This window comes from uncultured Streptococcus sp. (assembly GCF_901875575.1).
Classification (GTDB): Bacteria; Bacillota; Bacilli; order Lactobacillales; family Streptococcaceae; genus Streptococcus.
Window position 1 is genome coordinate 18276 of the sequence record NZ_CABFMF010000003.1, and the last position, 20556, is coordinate 38831.

19 protein-coding genes are annotated in these 20556 nt (G+C 38.1%); 18 read left to right on the forward strand and 1 reads right to left on the reverse strand.

Annotated features, from left to right (window positions below):
* Positions 1-434: 434 nt before the first annotated feature.
* The 10 genes from QZ114_RS00625 to QZ114_RS00670 all read left to right on the forward strand — a co-directional run bounded on the left by QZ114_RS00625 (position 435) and on the right by QZ114_RS00670 (position 8821).
* On the forward strand, positions 435-1721 hold the full coding sequence (locus QZ114_RS00625; RefSeq protein WP_295498441.1) for a U32 family peptidase: 1287 nt from the start codon (positions 435-437) through the stop codon (positions 1719-1721).
* A 14-nt stretch (positions 1722-1735) separates the two neighbouring features.
* A complete protein-coding gene (locus tag QZ114_RS00630; protein ID WP_295498444.1) occupies positions 1736-2047 on the forward strand; it encodes a CHY zinc finger protein in 312 nt (103 codons plus the stop codon).
* Between the two features lie 333 nt (positions 2048-2380).
* A complete protein-coding gene (locus QZ114_RS00635; RefSeq protein WP_001054559.1) occupies positions 2381-2581 on the forward strand; it encodes a F0F1 ATP synthase subunit C in 201 nt (66 codons plus the stop codon).
* Between the two features lie 32 nt (positions 2582-2613).
* Entirely contained in the window at positions 2614-3327 is a 714-nt protein-coding gene (atpB, locus tag QZ114_RS00640) for a F0F1 ATP synthase subunit A (protein WP_049512225.1), read from the forward strand.
* A 13-nt stretch (positions 3328-3340) separates the two neighbouring features.
* On the forward strand, positions 3341-3835 hold the full coding sequence (gene atpF / locus QZ114_RS00645; RefSeq protein WP_000558549.1) for a F0F1 ATP synthase subunit B: 495 nt from the start codon (positions 3341-3343) through the stop codon (positions 3833-3835).
* Entirely contained in the window at positions 3835-4371 is a 537-nt protein-coding gene (locus QZ114_RS00650; protein ID WP_295498454.1) for a F0F1 ATP synthase subunit delta, read from the forward strand. The genes atpF and QZ114_RS00650 overlap by 1 nt, the downstream gene beginning before the upstream one ends.
* Before the next feature lie 14 nt (positions 4372-4385).
* Positions 4386-5891: a F0F1 ATP synthase subunit alpha gene (gene atpA, locus QZ114_RS00655; RefSeq protein ID WP_295498456.1), complete on the forward strand. Its 1506-nt coding sequence runs from the start codon at positions 4386-4388 to the stop codon at positions 5889-5891.
* 15 nt (positions 5892-5906) lie between these two features.
* Positions 5907-6785 (forward strand): F0F1 ATP synthase subunit gamma, encoded by an 879-nt coding sequence (locus QZ114_RS00660; RefSeq protein ID WP_295498458.1) that lies wholly within the window; start codon positions 5907-5909, stop codon positions 6783-6785.
* A 199-nt stretch (positions 6786-6984) separates the two neighbouring features.
* The gene (gene atpD / locus QZ114_RS00665; protein ID WP_000094358.1) at positions 6985-8391 is read left to right on the forward strand and encodes a F0F1 ATP synthase subunit beta; all 1407 of its coding nucleotides are present in this window, start codon (positions 6985-6987) and stop codon (positions 8389-8391) included.
* A 10-nt stretch (positions 8392-8401) separates the two neighbouring features.
* Positions 8402-8821 (forward strand): F0F1 ATP synthase subunit epsilon, encoded by a 420-nt coding sequence (locus tag QZ114_RS00670; protein ID WP_295498462.1) that lies wholly within the window; start codon positions 8402-8404, stop codon positions 8819-8821.
* Between the two features lie 36 nt (positions 8822-8857).
* On the opposite strand, the gene QZ114_RS00675 is transcribed toward QZ114_RS00670, so the two are convergent.
* Positions 8858-9871, reverse strand: coding sequence for a lactonase family protein (locus tag QZ114_RS00675; protein WP_295498465.1), 1014 nt, complete (start codon positions 9869-9871; stop codon positions 8858-8860).
* A gap of 173 nt (positions 9872-10044) precedes the next feature.
* Between QZ114_RS00675 and QZ114_RS00680 the strand changes: the two genes are divergently transcribed.
* The 8 genes from QZ114_RS00680 to QZ114_RS00715 all read left to right on the forward strand — a co-directional run bounded on the left by QZ114_RS00680 (position 10045) and on the right by QZ114_RS00715 (position 20546).
* Positions 10045-12021: a peptide ABC transporter substrate-binding protein gene (locus QZ114_RS00680; RefSeq protein ID WP_295498467.1), complete on the forward strand. Its 1977-nt coding sequence runs from the start codon at positions 10045-10047 to the stop codon at positions 12019-12021.
* Between the two features lie 113 nt (positions 12022-12134).
* On the forward strand, positions 12135-13301 hold the full coding sequence (locus tag QZ114_RS00685) for an AI-2E family transporter (protein ID WP_295498470.1): 1167 nt from the start codon (positions 12135-12137) through the stop codon (positions 13299-13301).
* A complete protein-coding gene (locus QZ114_RS00690; protein WP_295498473.1) occupies positions 13291-14520 on the forward strand; it encodes a tetratricopeptide repeat protein in 1230 nt (409 codons plus the stop codon). Before QZ114_RS00685 ends, QZ114_RS00690 begins: the two co-directional genes overlap by 11 nt.
* A gap of 146 nt (positions 14521-14666) precedes the next feature.
* On the forward strand, positions 14667-15623 hold the full coding sequence (locus tag QZ114_RS00695) for a competence protein CoiA (protein WP_295498476.1): 957 nt from the start codon (positions 14667-14669) through the stop codon (positions 15621-15623).
* Between the two features lie 18 nt (positions 15624-15641).
* On the forward strand, positions 15642-17444 hold the full coding sequence (gene pepF / locus QZ114_RS00700; protein ID WP_295498479.1) for an oligoendopeptidase F: 1803 nt from the start codon (positions 15642-15644) through the stop codon (positions 17442-17444).
* A gap of 1 nt (position 17445) precedes the next feature.
* The gene (locus tag QZ114_RS00705) at positions 17446-18159 is read left to right on the forward strand and encodes an O-methyltransferase (RefSeq protein WP_295498482.1); all 714 of its coding nucleotides are present in this window, start codon (positions 17446-17448) and stop codon (positions 18157-18159) included.
* Positions 18160-18225: 66 nt separating this feature from the next.
* Positions 18226-19161 (forward strand): peptidylprolyl isomerase PrsA, encoded by a 936-nt coding sequence (prsA, locus tag QZ114_RS00710; RefSeq protein WP_295498485.1) that lies wholly within the window; start codon positions 18226-18228, stop codon positions 19159-19161.
* A 161-nt stretch (positions 19162-19322) separates the two neighbouring features.
* Entirely contained in the window at positions 19323-20546 is a 1224-nt protein-coding gene (locus QZ114_RS00715; protein ID WP_295498488.1) for a cell division peptidoglycan polymerase FtsW, read from the forward strand.
* Positions 20547-20556: the final 10 nt, after the last annotated feature.

Consider the following 20556-nt stretch of genomic DNA (forward strand, 5'->3'; position numbering starts at 1 on the left):
ATTTTTATGGGATAGTCTATGATTTTTTGAAAAATAGAATCAATATGGTAGATTGAATATAGAGAAGTACACCGGAGTTACTGAAATATATTAGAAATTAGTTTGAGTTTCTTAATCAATTTATTCAGTTTTTTATTTCATTTTATTATACTCTTCGAAAGTATCTTAAAATCATGTTAGCTTCTCCTTGTCGTACTCAAATGCAGTCTGTAGATAGATATCATGTTTAATCTTTGATTTTCATTGAGTATAAATTTTTCATGAGATGATGGTGTGAGAAGTTTGTTATAAGTAAAATCTTTTAGAACTCTGTTATCAAAAGCTTAAAAGATTAGAATTGTCAAAACAATCTGTCTTGACTTGATTTTATGGCTTATTTACTATAAAATGAGAAGGAAAAACGTCAAACTTTTATATTGCAAATAGGAGAAAACATGACAAAAACATTAAAACGTCCTGAGGTTTTATCACCTGCAGGGACTTTAGAGAAGCTAAAAGTAGCTGTTCAGTATGGAGCAGATGCTGTCTTTATCGGTGGTCAGGCCTATGGTCTTCGTAGCCGTGCGGGAAATTTTACCTTTGAACAGATGGAAGAAGGAGTCCAGTTTGCGGCTAAGTACGGTGCTAAGGTCTATGTAGCTGCCAACATGGTGATGCACGAAGGAAATGAAGAGGGTGCTGGTGAGTGGTTCCGTAAGCTACGTGATATCGGGATTGCGGCAGTTATTGTATCAGATCCAGCCTTGATTATGATTGCAGCGACAGAGGCGCCAGGTCTTGAAATCCACCTCTCTACCCAAGCAAGTGCGACTAACTATGAAACTCTTGAGTTCTGGAAAGAACTAGGCTTAACTCGTGTCGTTTTGGCGCGTGAAGTTTCAATGGAAGAATTGGCAGAAATTCGCAAACGTACAGATGTTGAGATTGAAGCCTTTGTCCACGGAGCCATGTGTATTTCTTACTCTGGTCGTTGTACACTTTCAAACCACATGAGTATGCGTGATGCCAACCGTGGTGGATGCTCTCAGTCATGCCGTTGGAAATACGACCTTTACGATATGCCATTTGGGAAGGAACGTAAGAGTCTTAAAGGTGAGATTCCAGAAGAATTTTCAATGTCAGCCGTTGACATGTCTATGATTGACCATATCCCAGATATGATTGAAAATGGTGTGGACAGTCTAAAAATCGAAGGACGTATGAAGTCTATTCACTACGTATCAACAGTAACAAACTGCTACAAGGCGGCTGTTGATGCTTATCTAGAAAGTCCTGAAAAGTTTGAAGCGATCAAACAAGACTTGGTGGACGAGATGTGGAAGGTTGCCCAACGTGAATTGGCAACAGGTTTCTACTACGGTACACCATCTGAAAATGAACAGTTGTTTGGGGCTCGTCGTAAAATTCCTGAGTACAAATTTGTCGCTGAAGTCGTTTCTTATGATGATGCGACACAAATAGCAACTATTCGTCAACGTAACGTCATTAACGAAGGCGACCAAGTTGAGTTTTATGGCCCAGGTTTCCGTCATTTTGAAACTTATATCGAAGATTTGCACGATGCTAAAGGAAATAAGATTGACCGCGCTCCAAATCCAATGGAACTATTGACTATTAAGGTGCCTCAACCTGTTCAAGCAGGAGACATGGTTCGTGCATTAAAAGAAGGACTCATCAATCTCTATAAAGAAGATGGAACTAGCGTCACAGTTCGAGCTTAAGAAAGGAACAGGAAATGACAGAGGCTCAGGGTTTCTTAGTGGATAAGCAAACAAGATGTATTCATTATCATAGCAAGCTGGATATTATTGCTTTACAATGCTATGACTGTAAAAAGTACTATGCTTGTTATCGGTGTCATGATTCATTAGAAAATCACCCTTTTGAGCCGTATCCCTTATCTTTGATACAGGATAAGCCTATTTTATGTGGTGTTTGTCTAAAACTACTAACATATAATCAATATAAAGAAAGCTTAAGTTGCCCCTTTTGTTTTTCTCGCTTTAATCCAGGTTGCCAAAATCATAAGGAACGCTATTTTAAATAGCAAATCATCTAGTTTTGAAGTGGGGGAAAACTCAACTCCAGGAGGAGATGAAGTAAATATTCTTATAACAAACCGTATAGTATCAAGTTTTTCAATACTTTATACTATACAGTTTTTTTGATTTCCCAGCTTCTTTTCAGTATTTTTCAGAAAGGTCTAGATAATAGTTGGATTTATTACAAGTTTTTTCAAAGTTTTCTATATAATAGATTCAAAAATAGTAATATTGTAAATAATTTTCATTAAACGCTTTCAACGTTATAAAAAAGTTGACAAATCCAATTTTTAGGACTAAACTAAGTAAGTAAATTTTAATTAAAAGGAGAATTCGTCATGAATTTAACATTTTTCGGTCTATGTCTTGCCTGTATGGGTGTATCTCTTGGTGAGGGTATGTTGATGAATGGTTTGTTGAAATCAGTAGCTCGCCAACCAGATATTATCGCTGAGTTTCGTAGTCTGATGTTTTTAGGGGTTGCCTTTATTGAAGGAACTTTCTTCGTAACTCTTGTCTTCTCATTTATTATTAAATAACGAAATATAAATTGGAGAAGGGAGAATGTTAGATGGAAGAAAGTATCAATCCAACCATCAATATTGGTCCTGTTACCTTTGATTTAACTTTGACAGCCTTGACTTTGCTGTCTGTGTTTCTGATTTTTGCATTTATCTATTGGGCAAGTCGTAATATGACATTGAAACCCAAAGGTAAACAAAATGTACTAGAGTATCTCTATGATTTTGTAATTGGATTTACAGAACCTAACCTTGGTTCCCGCTACATGAAAGATTACTCACTCTTTTACTTATGTTTATTTCTTTTTATGGTCATCGCCAATAATCTTGGTTTGATGGCTAAACTTCAAACAACAGATGGGACAAACCTTTGGACATCGCCAACTGCAAATCTTTCATTTGACCTTGTCTTGTCTTTCTGTATTATTGTGATGGCGCATATTGAGGGGATTCGTCGTCGTGGGATTAAACAATACCTAAAAGGTTTTGTAACTCCTGCATTTATGACACCGATGAATCTACTTGAAGAGGTCACGAATTTCCTTTCTCTTGCTTTGCGGATTTTTGGGAATATCTTTGCAGGTGAAGTAATGACAAGCTTGCTTCTTTTACTTTCACATCAGGCTATTTTTTGGTATCCAATCGCATTTGGGACAAACTTAGTTTGGACTGCATTTTCCGTGTTCATTTCTTGTGTACAGGCCTATGTCTTTACACTATTATCCTCTATGTACCTAGGAAATAAAATTAATGATGAAGAGTAGAAAGGAGTAACTGATGCACGTAACAGTAGGTGAATTAATTGGTAATTTTATTTTAATCGCTGGCTCTTTTATCCTTTTGCTAGTCTTGATTAAAAAATTTGCATGGTCTAATATTACAGGCATTTTCGAAGAAAGAGCTGAAAAAATTGCTTCAGATATTGATAGAGCTGAAGAAGCACGTCAAAAAGCAGAAGTATTGGCTCAAAAACGCGAAGATGAATTGGCTGGTAGCCGTAAAGAAGCTAAGACAATCATTGAGAATGCGAAAGAAACAGCTGAGAAAAGTAAGGCTAGTATTTTAGCAGATGCTAAACTAGAAGCAGGACGCTTAAAAGAAAAAGCAAACCAAGAAATTGCTCAAAATAAAGCTGAAGCTTTACAAAGCGTTAAGGGTGAGGTGGCAGATTTGACAATCAGCTTGGCTGGTAAAATCATCTCACAAAACCTTGACGGTCATGCCCATAAAGAACTCATTGATCAGTATATCGATCAGCTAGGAGAAGCTTAATGGACAAGAAAACAGTAAAGGTAATTGAAAAATACAGCATGCCTTTTGTCCAATTGGTTTTAGAAAAAGGAGAAGAAGACCGTATCTTTTCAGACTTGACTCAAATCAAGCAAGTTGCTGAAGAAACAGGTTTACCTTCTTTTTTAAAAAAAGTGGCAGTAGACGAGTCTGACAAGGAAAAAACAATTGCTTTCTTCCAAGACTCTGTGTCACCTTTATTGCAAAACTTGATCCAGGTTCTGGCTTATAATCACAGAGCAAATCTTTTTTATGATGTGCTTGTAGATTGCTTGAACCGACTTGAAAAAGAAACAAATCGATTTGAAGTGACGATTACTTCAGCTCATCCTTTAACTGATGAACAGAAGAGTCGTTTGCTCCCTTTGATTGAGAAAAAAATGTCTCTGAAAGTAAGGAGTATAAAAGAACAAATCGATGAAAGTCTCATTGGTGGTTTTGTCATTTTTGCCAATCACAAGACAATTGATGTGAGTATTAAACAACAACTTAAAGTTGTTAAAGAAAATTTGAAATAGAAAGTGGTGTTCTTTTGGCAATTAACGCACAAGAAATCAGCGCTTTAATTAAGCAACAAATTGAAAATTTCAAACCCAATTTTGATGTGACTGAAACAGGTGTTGTAACCTATATCGGAGACGGTATCGCGCGTGCTCACGGTCTTGAAAATGCCATGAGTGGAGAGTTGTTGATTTTTGAAAACGGCTCTTATGGTATGGCTCAAAACTTGGAGTCAACAGACGTTGGTATTATCATCCTAGGTGACTTTACAGATATCCGTGAAGGCGATACAATCCGCCGTACAGGTAAAATCATGGAAGTCCCAGTAGGTGAAAGTCTGATTGGTCGTGTTGTGGATCCGCTTGGTCGTCCAGTTGACGGTCTTGGAGAAATCCACACTGATAAAACTCGTCCAGTAGAAGCACCAGCTCCTGGTGTTATGCAACGTAAGTCTGTATCAGAACCATTGCAAACTGGTTTGAAAGCTATTGACGCCCTTGTACCGATTGGTCGTGGTCAACGTGAGTTGATTATCGGTGACCGTCAGACAGGGAAAACAACTATTGCGATTGATACAATCTTGAACCAAAAAGGTCAAGACATGATCTGTATCTATGTTGCGATTGGACAAAAAGAATCAACAGTTCGTACGCAAGTAGAAACACTTCGTCAGTACGGTGCCTTGGATTACACAATCGTTGTGACAGCCTCTGCTTCACAACCATCTCCATTGCTCTTCCTAGCTCCTTATGCTGGAGTTGCTATGGCAGAAGAATTTATGTATCAAGGCAAGCATGTTTTGATCGTTTATGATGATTTATCAAAACAAGCGGTAGCTTATCGTGAACTGTCTCTCTTGCTTCGTCGTCCTCCAGGTCGTGAAGCTTTCCCAGGGGATGTTTTCTATCTTCACAGCCGTTTGCTTGAGCGCTCAGCTAAAGTTTCTGATGAACTTGGTGGTGGATCAATTACAGCCCTGCCGTTTATCGAGACACAAGCAGGAGATATCTCAGCCTATATCGCAACCAACGTGATTTCTATCACTGATGGACAAATTTTCCTTGGTGATGGTCTCTTCAATGCGGGTATTCGTCCAGCCATCGATGCGGGTTCATCTGTATCACGTGTAGGTGGTTCTGCACAAATCAAAGCTATGAAGAAGGTTGCTGGTACACTTCGTATTGACCTTGCTTCATACCGTGAGTTAGAAGCCTTCACTAAGTTCGGTTCTGACTTGGATGCTGCAACACAGGCTAAATTGAATCGTGGACGTCGTACAGTTGAGGTCTTGAAACAACCTGTTCACAAACCATTACCTGTTGAGAAACAAGTAACCATTCTTTATGCTTTGACACATGGTTTCTTGGATACTGTTCCAGTAGATGATATTGTTCGTTTCGAGGACGAGTTCCATGCCTTCTTTGACGCTCAACATCCAGAGATTTTGGAAACCATTCGTGATACAAAAGACTTGCCAGAAGAAGCAGTCTTGGATGCTGCGATTACAGAGTTTCTCAATCAAACCAGCTTCCAATAAGAATAGAGGTGTCAGATGGCAGTATCTCTAAATGATATTAAAACAAAAATCGCCTCAACAAAAAATACGAGTCAAATCACTAATGCCATGCAAATGGTATCGGCTGCTAAGCTAGGTCGCTCTGAAGAAGCAGCTCGTAACTTCCAAGTTTATGCTCAGAAAGTTCGCAAACTTTTGACAGATATCCTTCATGGTAATGGAGCTGGTGCTTCAACCAATCCGATGTTGATTAGCCGTCCCGTGAAGAAGACAGGCTATATCGTCATTACTTCAGACCGCGGTTTGGTTGGAGGTTATAATTCTTCTATTTTGAAAGCCGTTATGGAGTTGAAAGAAGAATACCATCCAGACGGTACAGGTTTTGAAATGATCTGTATCGGTGGAATGGGAGCTGATTTCTTTAAGGCTCGTGGTATTCAACCACTTTATGAACTACGTGGCTTGGCAGACCAACCTAGCTTTGATGAAGTTCGTAAGATTATTTCAAAAACAGTTGAAATGTACCAAAATGAACTTTTTGATGAGCTCTATGTCTGCTACAACCACCATGTCAATACGCTAACTAGTCAAATGCGTGTGGAACAAATGCTTCCGATTGTGGATTTGGATCCCAATGAAGCGGATGAAGAATATAGCTTGACCTTTGAATTGGAAACCAGTCGTGAAGAAATTTTGGAGCAGTTGTTGCCACAGTTTGCTGAAAGTATGATATACGGGGCTATCATTGATGCCAAGACGGCTGAAAATGCTGCAGGTATGACAGCCATGCAAACAGCGACTGATAATGCTAAAAAAGTTATCAATGATTTGACAATACAGTATAACCGTGCCAGACAGGCGGCGATTACACAAGAAATTACAGAAATCGTAGCAGGAGCTAGTGCCTTAGAATAGGCACTAGTCCAGCTCGTATGAAAATGAACTTATACTCAATGAAAATCAAAGAGCAAACTAGGAAGCTAGCTGCAGGTTGCTCAAAACACTGTTTTGAGGTTGCAGATATAGCTGACGTGGTTTGAAGAGATTTTCGAAGAGTATTAGGACCTAGTAGAGCTAGGAACCGACAGTATCTTATATAGAATAGGAGAAGGAGATGAGTTCAGGTAAAATTGCTCAGGTTATCGGTCCCGTTGTAGACGTCTTGTTTGCAGCAGGGGAAAAACTTCCTGAGATTAACAATGCACTTGTCGTCTACAAAAATGACGAAAGAAAAACAAAAATCGTCCTTGAAGTAGCCTTAGAGTTGGGAGATGGTATGGTTCGTACTATCGCCATGGAATCAACCGATGGTTTGACTCGTGGAATGGAAGTATTGGACACAGGTCGTCCAATCTCTGTACCAGTAGGTAAAGAAACTTTGGGACGTGTCTTCAACGTTTTGGGAGATACCATTGACTTGGAAGCTCCTTTTACAGAAGATGCAGAGCGTCAGCCGATTCATAAAAAAGCTCCAACTTTTGATGAGTTGTCTACCTCTTCTGAAATCCTTGAAACAGGGATTAAGGTTATCGACCTTCTTGCCCCTTACCTTAAAGGTGGTAAGGTCGGACTCTTCGGTGGTGCCGGAGTTGGTAAAACTGTCTTGATTCAAGAATTGATTCACAACATTGCCCAAGAACACGGTGGTATCTCCGTATTTACTGGTGTTGGGGAACGTACTCGTGAGGGGAATGACCTTTACTGGGAAATGAAAGAATCAGGCGTTATCGAGAAAACAGCCATGGTATTTGGTCAGATGAATGAGCCGCCAGGAGCACGTATGCGTGTTGCCCTTACTGGTTTGACAATCGCTGAATACTTCCGTGATGTGGAAGGTCAAGACGTGCTTCTCTTTATTGACAATATCTTCCGTTTTACTCAGGCTGGTTCAGAAGTATCTGCCCTTTTGGGTCGTATGCCATCAGCCGTTGGTTACCAACCTACCTTAGCAACGGAAATGGGTCAATTGCAAGAGCGTATCACATCAACTAAGAAGGGTTCTGTAACCTCTATTCAGGCTATCTACGTACCTGCGGATGACTATACAGACCCAGCGCCAGCTACAGCATTTGCTCACTTGGATTCAACAACTAACTTGGAACGTAAGTTGGTACAATTGGGTATCTACCCAGCCGTTGACCCACTTGCTTCAAGCTCACGTGCCTTGGCACCTGAAATCGTTGGAGAAGAGCACTATGCAGTTGCTGCTGAAGTAAAACGCGTCCTTCAACGTTACCATGAGTTGCAAGATATCATTGCTATCCTTGGTATGGATGAGCTTTCTGATGAAGAAAAGACCTTGGTTGCTCGTGCCCGTCGTATCCAGTTCTTCTTGTCACAAAACTTCAACGTTGCGGAACAATTTACTGGTCAGCCAGGATCTTATGTCCCAGTTGCTGAAACTGTTCGTGGCTTTAAGGAAATCCTTGATGGTAAACATGACCAGTTACCAGAAGATGCCTTCCGTGGTGTAGGTTCTATCGAAGATGTGATTGCTAAAGCTGAAAAAATGGGATTTTAAGAGGTGATCTATGGCTCAGTTAACTGTCCAGATCGTGACACCAGATGGTCTCGTCTATGATCACCATGCCAGCTATGTATCAGTTCGAACTCTGGATGGTGAGATGGGGATCTTGCCACGACATGAAAATATGATTGCGGTATTAGCAGTAGATGAAGTAAAGGTTAAACGGGTCGATGATGAAAACCATGTCAACTGGATTGCAGTGAATGGTGGTGTTATCGAGGTTGCCAACAATATGATCACAATTGTTGCTGATTCTGCAGAACGTGCTCGTGATATCGACATTAGTCGTGCAGAACGTGCCAAACTTCGTGCAGAACGAGAAATAGAAGAAGCACAAGACAAGAACTTGATTGATCAAGAGCGTCGTGCTAAAATTGCTTTGCAACGTGCTATTAACCGTATTAATGTCGGAAAAAGACTATAAGAAAAAATGAACTTGAGTTACCAAGTTCATTTTTTCTTATGGTGCAAAACGGATGCAGACCGCTTCTGGAACATGGAAGTCGTTGGAGAGTTCTGCTAGACGACCAGTTTCAGGATTGCGTTTAAAGACGGTTGCATTGTCAGAGTCTTGATGGACAGCAATGACAAATTCTTGGTTTGGTGTCAAATCAAAATCACGTGGAGTCTGACCATGAGTAGGAACGATTTCTAATAATTCTAGACTACCGTCCGCAAGGATTGTATATACTGCGATAGAATCATGACCACGGTTAGAAGCATAGAGGTATTTACCATCTTTAGAGAGACGAATAGCAGCAGTTCCATTAAAACCTTCGTAATCTTCTGGTAGAGTTGAAATAACTTGCATGCGTTCAAATTCGCCAACACCATCGTAGATTAAAACTTCTATAGTGCTATTGAGTTCACAAATCAGATAAGCGATTTTATAGTGGTTATGGAAAATGATATGGCGTGAGCCTGCTCCTGGCTGGCTATGATAGGTATAGAGCTTGGATAATTTTCCCTCTGAATCAAGATCATAAGTAATTACTTGGTCAGTACCTAAGTCGCAGGTCACTAGATAGTGGTCAGGTGTTAAGTCTGTAAAGTGAACGTGGGGCGAAGCTTGATTTTCATGTGGACCTTTTCCAATATGTTGGTCTGTATCACTCAAAAGAAGGCTGCCATCATCTAAACGTTTATACACCAAAACTTGGCCCTTATGGTAGTTGGCTGCATAGACTAGAGAACGTTTTTCATCAACAGCAACATAGCAATGGGGGGCTCCCTCTTCAACAACATGATTGAGTAAAATTCCATCAGTTTGATATGCCGCAATTCCCCCTTTACCATCTTGACTACCAACTGTATATAGATGTTGGTCTTGGTCAAAGGAAAGATAGGTCGGACTTGGTTCAGGTGCAAAGAGTTTAAGGTTAGAGAGTTGTCCTGTTTCTGTATCAAAATCGGCCTTGTAGATTCCTTTTGATAAGCGACGTGTGTAGGTTCCAAAATAAACTGTTTCTTTCATGTCTATACCTCTAAATAAAGATAAAACTATTATACCACAAAAGACAACCTATAAATCAGTAAGAACAATCTATAAAGTAAAATGATATATTAAACATATTTTTCGAGATTTTCATTGCTTTCCTATAGAAAAGTGATATAATAAATTTAATAAAATTTAAAAGGGGTATTGCTATGAAAAAACGTTTATTGTTAACAGCAGGAATTGCTGTTTTATCGACGGTTGTTTTAGGAGCCTGTTCGACAGCAAGCAAAGATGCTGGGAAACCGGTAACTTATAACTATGTCTTTGCATCTGATCCAAACTCTTTGGATTATACAGTGTTTAACGATAAGAGTACCAAACAAATTACAGGCAATGTTATTGATGGATTGCTTGAAAATGATGAGTATGGCAATCTCGTACCATCTGTAGCAGAAGACTGGACGGTTTCTAAGGATGGTATGACCTATACTTATAAAATCAGAGAAGGTGTTAAATGGTATACCAATGAAGGAGAAGAGTATGGTGAAGTCAAGGCTAAGGACTTTGTAGCTGGATTGAAACATGCTGCTGATAAGAAATCCCAAGCCTTGTATCTCGTACAGAATTCAATTAAAGGATTGGATGACTATGTAAACGGAAAAACTACTGATTTCTCAACAGTAGGGATCAAAGCTACTGATGATCATACTGTAGTCTATACTTTGAATCATCCAGAATCATTTTGGAATTCTAAAACAACCATGGGAGTTCTTGCCCCAATCAGTGAAGATTTTCTAGCCTCTAAAGGGGATGATTTTGGTAAAGCCACAGATGTAACAAGTATTTTATATAATGGTGGCTACATTCTTAAAGGGCTTACATCGAAATCTTCTATTGAAATGACTAAAAATAAAAACTACTGGGATAAGGATAATGTCTTTATCGATGAAATCAAATTATCCTTCTTTGATGGTCAGGATGCGGATTCTTTAGGACGTGGTTTTGATGAAGGTCACTATCCAGCAGCTCCGCTCTTTAAAAACTCTGCAAACTATGAACGTTTGAAAGAAAAATATAAGGACAATATTGTATATAGTTTACAAAGAGGTGGTAGCAACTTTATGTCAATTAACATTGACCGTGTTTCTTATAGCCATACTTCTAAACAAACAGACGCAGAAAAATCATCTACCAAGAAGGCCTTGTTGAATAAAGATTTCCGTCAAGCCTTGGCTTTTGCTGCGGACCGTAAGGCAGCCCTTGCTCAAGTGTTTGGTGATGAATTAGCCCCTCGTAAATTACGTTCAAGTTTTACTCCTCCTACATTTGTCCAAGTTGGTGAGCAAACATTTGGTCAAGTAGTTAAGACAGAGTTAGATAAACTAGATAGTGTTTGGAAGGATGTTAGTCTTGAGGATGCTCAAGATACACTTCACAATGTAGATAAAGCTAAAGCTAAATTTGAAGCTGCCAAGAAAGCACTTCAAGCTGATGGAGTACAATTCCCAATTCATCTTGACTTGCCAGTTTCCTCAACTCAAACTAGTTTTGTAAAACAAGCTCAATCTTATAAACAATCGATTGAAGAAGCTTTGGGAGCTGATAATCTAGTGATTGATATTCAACAAGTTTCTGATGATGAATTAGGAAATATGACCGGTTTAGCTACATCTAACGCAAATACTGACTGGGATATAAATGTCAACAATGGTTGGTCACCAGATTATGATGATCCATCAACTTACCTTGATACATTTGATCCAACATCTGGACCTCTGCTTCTTAGCTCACTAGGGGTTGCACCAGGTACAGATAATCCAGTAATTAAAGCGGTCGGCTTAGATAAATTTAAAGCCTTAATAGATGATGCAAATAGTGAAAAAACAGACCTACAAAAACGCTATGAAAAATATGCCAAAGCTCAAGCTTGGTTGTCAGATAGCTCCTTGATTATCCCTATACACTCAGACGGTGCTCAAATGATTCTTACTAAGAAAGTTCTTGGAACAGGTGCCTATGGTTGGGTTGGTGATAAGACAAGTGATAATAGTTATAAGTATCAAAAATTACAAGATAAGATTGTAACTACTAAAGAAATGGATGAGTTCCGTAAGAAATTTGCTGACGAAAAAGCTAAATCAAATGCAGATTATCAAATGAACTTAGATCGTCATATTCAGGACTAATGGAATCTCCTCTTTTGAGGAGATTTTTGTTTAAACTTTATGTAAGCACTTTAAAAAAGAGTTATTTTTATTTGAAAATGATATAATGAAAGGACAAAAGAAAGGAAGTATTTATGGAACAAAAAGAGAAACATTTTAGCCTATCTTGGTTTTTCAAGTGGTTTTTGGATAACAAGGCCATTACGGTATTTTTGGTAACCTTATTATTGGGACTGAATCTTTTTATTTTAAGTAAGATTAGTTTTCTATTTTCACCTGTTTTAGACTTTTTGGCAGTCGTGATGTTGCCAGTTATTTTATCTGGATTACTTTATTATTTGCTCAATCCTATTGTAGATTTAATGGAGAAACACAAAATCAATCGTGTCATAGCAATCAGTATTGTCTTTGTCATCATAGCTCTCTTTATCATTTGGGGTTTGGCAGTAGCTATTCCAAATCTGCAACGTCAGGTCTTAATATTTGCTAAAAATGTACCAATCTATCTCGAAGATGCTGATCGAGTGATTAATGATTTGGTAACCAAGCGTTTGCCAGATGATTTTAGACCTCAGTTAGAACAAGTTTTGACAAACTTCTCTAGTCAGGCTACAGTTTGGGCCAGTAAGGTTTCTTCTCAGGCAGTCAACTGGGTGAGCGCCTTTATTAGTGGTGCATCTCAAGTGATTGTTGCCTTGATTATTGTTCCTTTTATGCTCTTTTATCTCTTGCGTGATGGGAAAGGCTTGCGTAACTATTTGACTCAATTCATGCCAACAAGATTGAAGGAGCCTGTAGGAGAGGTTTTGTCAGATGTGAATCAACAGTTGTCTAACTATGTTCGAGGACAAGTGACAGTGGCTATTATTGTAGCAGTAATGTTTATCATCTTCTTCAAAATCATTGGTCTACGTTATGCAGTTACGCTTGGTGTTACTGCTGGTATTCTAAATCTGGTTCCTTATCTTGGTAGCTTTCTAGCCATGCTTCCTGCCTTAGTTCTGGGCTTGATTGCAGGGCCAGTCATGCTTTTAAAAGTGGTGATTGTCTTTATCGTAGAACAAACTATCGAAGGTCGTTTTGTCTCTCCATTGATTTTGGGAAGTCAATTAAACATTCATCCCATTAATGTTCTTTTTGTCTTGTTAACTTCAGGATCCATGTTTGGTATTTGGGGAGTCTTACTCGGTATTCCAGTTTATGCCTCTGCTAAGGTTGTCATTTCAGCGATTTTTGAATGGTATAAGGTAGTCAGTGGCCTATATGAACTAGATGGTGAGGAAGTCAAGAGTGAACAATAGTCAACAGATGTTAATGGCTTTAGAGGAACAAGATTTAGAAAAAGCAGATCAATATTTTTACAAGGCCTTAGAACAAGACTCTAGTGAAGTTCTCTACGAATTAGCAACCTATCTAGAAGGAATTGGTTTTTATCCTCAGGCCAAGGAAATTTACCTGAAAATCGTAGAGGACTTTCCAGAGGTTCATCTTAATCTAGCAGCTATTGCTAGCGAAGATGGTCAAATAGAAGAAGCCTTTGCCTATTTAGATGAAATCCAAGCTGACAGTGAATGGTATGTTTCTGCTTTAGCTCTGAAGGCAGACCTTTATCAGATGGAAGGCTTGTCGGATGTGGCGCGTGAGAAATTACTTGAGGCTTTGAACTACTCAGATGATCCACTCCTAATCTTTGGATTATCTGAATTAGATAGTGAGTTAGAAAATTACCAAGAAGCCATTCAAGGTTATGCTCAGTTAGATAATCGCTTGATTTACGAGCAAACAGGTATTTCTACCTATCAACGGATAGGCTTTGCTTATGCCCAGTTAGGGAAATTTGAAGTGGCGACCGAGTTTCTTGAAAAAGCTTTAGAGTTAGAATACGATGACCATACTGCTTATGAATTGGCTAGCTTGTACTTTGATCAGGAAGAGTATCAGAAGGCTGTTCTTTACTTTAAGCAGATTGATACCATTTCACCTGACTTTGAAGGCTATGAATATGGATACAGTCAGGCTTTGCACAAGGAACACCAGCTAGAAGAAGCACTTCGCATTGCTAAGCAAGGCTTAGAGAAAAATCCCTTTGAAACTCGACTTTTGCTAGCAGCATCACAGTTTTCTTATGAATTGCACGATGCTAGTTCTGCTGAAAATTATCTTCTAATTGCTAAAGAAGATGCTGAGGATACAGAAGAAATCTTACTCCGTTTAGCAACGATTTACCTAGAACAGGAGCGGTATGAAGACATACTAGACTTGCAAAGTGAGGAACCAGAAAATCTTTTGACCAAGTGGATGATTGCTCGTTCTTATCAAGAAATGGACGATTTGGATACTGCCTATGAGCATTACCGAGAGTTGGCAGGAGATTTGAAAGATAATCCTGAATTTCTGGAACACTATATCTATCTCTTGCGTGAGTTGGGACATTTCGAAGAAGCAAAGATCAATGCTCGTGACTACTTGAAACTGGTACCTGATGATATTCAGATGCAAGAACTTTTTGAAACACTTTAAGAAATAAAAAATTCAAGCTCTATTTCTATTTTATGAATTATGAACTTCCTTTACAGTGGATAGTGGAAAATGTCACTAGAAACTATATTGGGAGTTTTTTGTGCTAATTATAACGTTTTTCGAATAGTATAGAAAAGGAGTGAGATATGTTTGTTGCAAGAGTAAGTAAAGGTAAAATAGTCAATGTACTAGAGGAAAAGTGTGAGAAGCAAGAATATTTTTGTCCAGCATGTGGGGGGAAGGTTCTTTTACGTCAAGGGAAAAAGGTGCGAACACATTTTGCACATGAATCCCTAAAAGATTGCTTATTTTTCTTTGAAAATGAAAGCACAGAGCACCTAAACAATAAGGAAGTTCTCTACAAATGGTTAAAAAATGAGACAACAGTCCAATTGGAATATCCAATTCAAGAGATTAAACAAATTGCAGATGTATTTGTAAATAGTAAACTAGCTCTGGAAGTTCAGTGTAGTTATTTATCAAAAGAAACACTTAAAGAGAGAAGTGAAGGATATCGAAAGCAAGGATTTCAAGTTCTTTGGTTATTAGGAAAAAAACTTTGGCTGAAGGAACGCTTGACATCTTTGCAATATCATTTTCTTTATTTTAGTCAAAATATGGGATTTTATGTTTGGGAGTTGGATCAAGATAAACAGGTTTTAAGACTTAAATACCTTCTTCATCAAGATTTACGTGGTAAACTTCATTATAAAATAAGAGAATTTTCCTTTTACAAAGGGAGCCTTTTAGATATTTTTAGAGTTCCATTTAAGAGACAAAATATTAGTAGCTTTCGAGTTCTTCAAGATAAAAATATCTGTCACTATATACAGCAGCAATTGTACTATCAAAATCCTTTTTGGATGAAACAGCAAGCAGAAGCCTATCAGAAGGGTGAAAACCTTTTAACCCTTGCTTTGAAAGACTGGTATCCTCAAATTAAACCAATAGTAGCAAATGATTTTTGTCAAATAAATCAAGATTTAAGTTCCTACTATAAGGACTTTCAGACCTATTACCAAACAAAGACTCAAAGTGATTTTCAGAACCTTTATCCACCAGCCTTTTATCACCAATATTTCAGAAAAAATGTGGTAAAATAGAAAGGATGGAGGAATCTAATGGTATTACAACGACATGAAATAAACGAAAAAGACACATGGGATCTATCAACTATCTACTCAACTGACCAGGCTTGGGAAGAAGCTTTAAAAGAAGCATCAGAAAAAATTGAGAGTGCAAGTCAGTATGAAGGTCATCTTTTAGACAGTGCAGATAGTTTGCTTACGATTACTGAATTTTCACTTGAAATGGAACGCCAGGTTGAAAAACTATATGTCTATGCACATATGAAAAATGATCAAGATACGCGTGAAGCTAAGTATCAAGAGTACTATGCTAAAGCTATGACACTCTACAGTCAATTAGAACAAGCTTTTTCATTTTATGAGCCAGAATTTATGGAACTGAGTGAAGAGCAGTACAAACACTTTCTTGAGTCTCAACCAAAATTGCAAGTTTATCAACACTACTTTGATAAACTATTGCAAGAGAAAGAGCATGTGCTTTCACAGCGCGAAGAAGAATTACTGGCAGCTGCTGGAGAAATCTTTGGTTCGGCAAGTGAAACATTTGCGATTTTGGATAATGCGGATATCGTCTTTCCTTATGTATTGGATGATGATGGTAAAGAGGTTCAGTTATCTCACGGAACCTACACACGTTTGATGGAGTCTAAAAATCGTGAAGTTCGCCGTGGTGCTTATCAAGCCCTGTATGCAACTTATGAGCAATTCCAACATACTTATGCTAAAACCTTGCAAACAAATGTTAAAGTTCAAAACTATCGTGCAAAAGTTCGCAACTATAAGAGCGCTCGTCATGCAGCTCTAGCGGCTAATTTTGTACCAGAGAGTGTTTACGATCAATTAGTGGCAGCAGTTCGTAAGCATTTACCTCTCTTGCATCGTTACCTTAATCTTCGTTCAAAGATTTTAGGGATTTCAGACTTAAAGATGTACGATGTCTACACACCACTTTCATCTGTCGAATATAGTTTTACTTATGAAGAAGCTTTGAAGAAAGCAGAAGAAGCTTTATCAGTATTGGGTGACGATTACTTAGGTCGTGTGAAACGTGCCTTTAGCGAGCGTTGGATTGATGTTTACGAAAACCAAGGCAAGCGTTCGGGAGCCTATTCTGGTGGTTCTTATGATACCAATGCCTTCATGCTCCTCAATTGGCAAGATAATTTGGATAATCTCTTTACTCTAGTTCATGAGACAGGTCACAGTATGCATTCAAGCTATACACGTGAAAACCAACCTTACGTTTATGGTGACTACTCAATTTTCTTAGCTGAAATTGCTTCAACAACCAATGAGAATATTTTAACTGAAAAACTATTGGAAGAAGTAGAAGACGACGCAACGCGCTTTGCTATTCTCAATAATTTCTTAGATGGTTTCCGTGGAACAGTTTTCCGTCAAACTCAATTCGCTGAGTTTGAACACGCTATTCACCAAGCTGATCAAAATGGTCAAGTTTTGACAAGTGATTTCCTAAATAACCTTTATGCAGAGCTAAACCAAGAATACTATGGATTGAGTAGGGAAGATAATCCTGAGATCCAATACGAGTGGGCTCGTATCCCACATTTCTACTATAACTACTATGTTTATCAGTATTCTACTGGTTTTGCAGCAGCTTCAGCCTTGGCTGAAAAGATTGTCCATGGTAGCCAAGAAGACCGTGACCGTTATATCGATTACCTCAAGGCAGGTAAGTCAGATTATCCTCTAAATGTGATGAGAAAAGCGGGAGTCGATATGGAGAAGGAGGACTATCTTAGCGATGCCTTTGCAGTCTTTGAACGCCGTTTAAATGAGTTTGAAGCCCTTGTGGAAAAATTAGGATTAGTATAAGATGGTTGAATCGTATAGTAAAAATGCCAACCATAACATGCGTCGCCCTGTCGTCAAGGAAGAAATTGTAGACTTGATGCGTCAGCGTCAAAAGCAGGTGACTGGATCTCTGAAAGAACTGGAAGACTTTGCCCGTAAGGAAAATATTCCCATTATTCCCCATGAAACGGTTGCTTATTTCCGTTTCCTTATGGAAACTATGCAACCTAAAAACATTTTAGAAATCGGGACGGCTATCGGTTTTTCAGCTCTCTTGATGGCAGAACATGCGCCAAATGCCAAGATTACAACCATTGACCGCAATCCAGAAATGATTGGTTTTGCCAAGGATAATTTTGCCCAGTTTGATAGTCGCAAGCAAATCACACTTTTAGAGGGAGATGCGGTAGATGTCTTATCTACACTGACAGAGTCTTATGATTTCGTCTTTATGGACTCTGCCAAGTCTAAATACATCGTCTTTCTGCCAGAAATCCTAAAACACTTGGAAGTTGGAGGTGTGGTTGTCTTGGATGATATTTTTCAAGGTGGTGATGTTGCCAAGGATATTATGGAAGTCCGTCGTGGCCAGCGCACCATTTATCGAGGCCTTCAAAGACTATTTGATGCAACCTTAGACAATCCAGGACTCACTGCAACATTAGTACCTTTAGGGGACGGCATTCTCATGCTTCGTAAAAATATTGCAGATGTTCAATTGCCTGTTGGCGAATGATTTTCAGAATAATTTAAGAAAATATAGTAAAATAGATAGGGTAACACTTATCTCAAAGGAGTAGACATGAAGAAAAAACTATTGGCAGGTGCCATTACACTATTATCAGTAGCAACTTTAGCAGCTTGTTCGAAAGGTTCAGAAGGAGCAGACCTTATTAGTATGAAAGGGGATGTTATCACAGAACATCAATTTTATGAGCAAGTAAAAAGCAATCCTTCAGCACAACAAGTATTACTTAACATGACTATCCAAAAAGTATTTGAAGCACAATATGGTTCAGAAATTGATGATAAAACGGTTAATGATGTGATTGCTGAGGAAGAAAAACAGTACGGTGAAAACTATCAACGTGTTCTATCACAAGCAGGTATGACTCTTGAAACTCGTAAAGCTCAAATTCGTACAAGTAAATTGGTTGAGTTGGCAGTTAAGAAGGCAGCAGAAGCTGAATTGACAGATGATGCCTATAAGAAAGCATTTGATGAGTATACACCTGATGTAACGGCTCAAATCATCCGTTTGGACAATGAAGACAAGGCCAAAGAAATTCTTGAAAAAGCCAAAGCTAGTGGTGCTGATTTTGCTCAATTAGCTAAAGACAATTCAACTGATGAAAAGACCAAAGCTAATGGTGGTGAAATCACTTTTGACTCTGCGTCAACAGAAGTTCCTGAGCAAGTTAAGAAAGCTGCCTTTGCTTTAGAGGTAAATGGAGTGTCTGATGTGATTAAAGCAACGGGAACCCAAGCATATACGAGTCATTTCTATATTGTCAAATTGACTAAGAAAACAGAAAAATCTTCTAATGTAGATGATTATAAAGAAAAATTAAAAAACTATATTTTAACTCAAAAACAAAATGATGCTACTTTTGTTCAAAGTATTATTGGGAAAGAATTACAAGCCGCTAATATCAAAGTGAAGGATCAAGCTTTCCAAAATATCTTTACTCAATATATTGGTGGTGGGGAGTCAACTTCAAGTAGTTCTTCAAAATAAAATCATAAAAAAGAGCCTAGTGCTCTTTTTTATTACTAAAATGATCTAACTGAAGGATAAGAGTTTTTTTCTTTTGGAAAAAATGGTATAATAGCAGACAAAACTAGAAAATAAACGGAATTTGGAGACAGATAGGTCTCTATCCGATTAGAGTGTGATATATGAAAATTAGTAAAAGGCATCTGTTAAACTTTTCCATTCTGATTCCTTACTTACTGCTGTCAATTTTAGGCTTGATTGTTGTTTATTCGACAACCAGCGCTACCTTGGTACAAGAGGGGAAAAGTGCACTACTATTGGTACGAAATCAGGGTATCTTTTGGGTGCTAAGTTTAATATTAATTGCCATTATTTATAAATTAAAATTAGGGTTCCTAAGAAATGATCGACTAATAAGTTTGGTTATACTTATTGAAATGATCTTATTGTTTTTAGCTCGTTTAATTGGAATTCGTGTTAATGGAGCTTACGGTTGGATTTCAGTAGGTCCTTTAACGATTCAGCCTGCGGAATACTTAAAGATTATTATTATTTGGTATTTAGCCAATTATTTTTCAAAACTTCAAGATGCTGTTGAAGTTTATGATTTTCAGGTTTTGACTCAAAATCAATGGTTTCCCCGTGCATTTAATGATTGGCGATTTGTTATTTTGGTTTTAATTGGGAGTTTGGGGATTTTCCCAGACTTAGGAAATGCTACTATTTTGGTTTTGGTTGCCTTAATCATGTATACAGTTAGTGGGATTGCCTATCGATGGTTCCTAACTATTCTGGCCATTTTGGTTGGTAGTTCAAGTATGTTTTTATATCTCATTTACTTCATCGGTGTAGATAAATTTTCTCGAGTTCCTGTATTTGGTTATGTAGCTAAGCGTTTCAGTGCTTTCTTTAATCCTTTTAACGATTTAGCAGATGCAGGGCACCAGCTGGCAAATTCCTATTATGCTATGGTAAATGGAGGATGGTTTGGGCTTGGTTTAGGAAATTCAATAGAGAAACGTGGATATCTGCCTGAAGCTCATACAGATTTTGTATTTTCGATTGTAATTGAAGAATTTGGATTGGTAGGAGCTAGTCTAATTTTAGCTCTGGTATTTTTCCTTATTTTACGGATCATCTTAGTTGGAATAAAAGCTGAAAGTCCATTCAATTCCATGTTTGCTCTTGGTGTTGGGGGAATGATGTTGGTACAGGTATTTGTTAATATTGGAGGAATTTCAGGAATGATTCCTTCAACTGGAGTTACTTTCCCTTTTCTTTCACAAGGGGGGAATAGTCTTTTGGTTCTATCTGTAGCCGTTGCCTTTGTCTTAAATATTGATGCAAGTGAAAAACGAGTAAAAATTTATCGAGAATTAGAAAATAAATCCTATAATTATATGTAGAACATAGTGA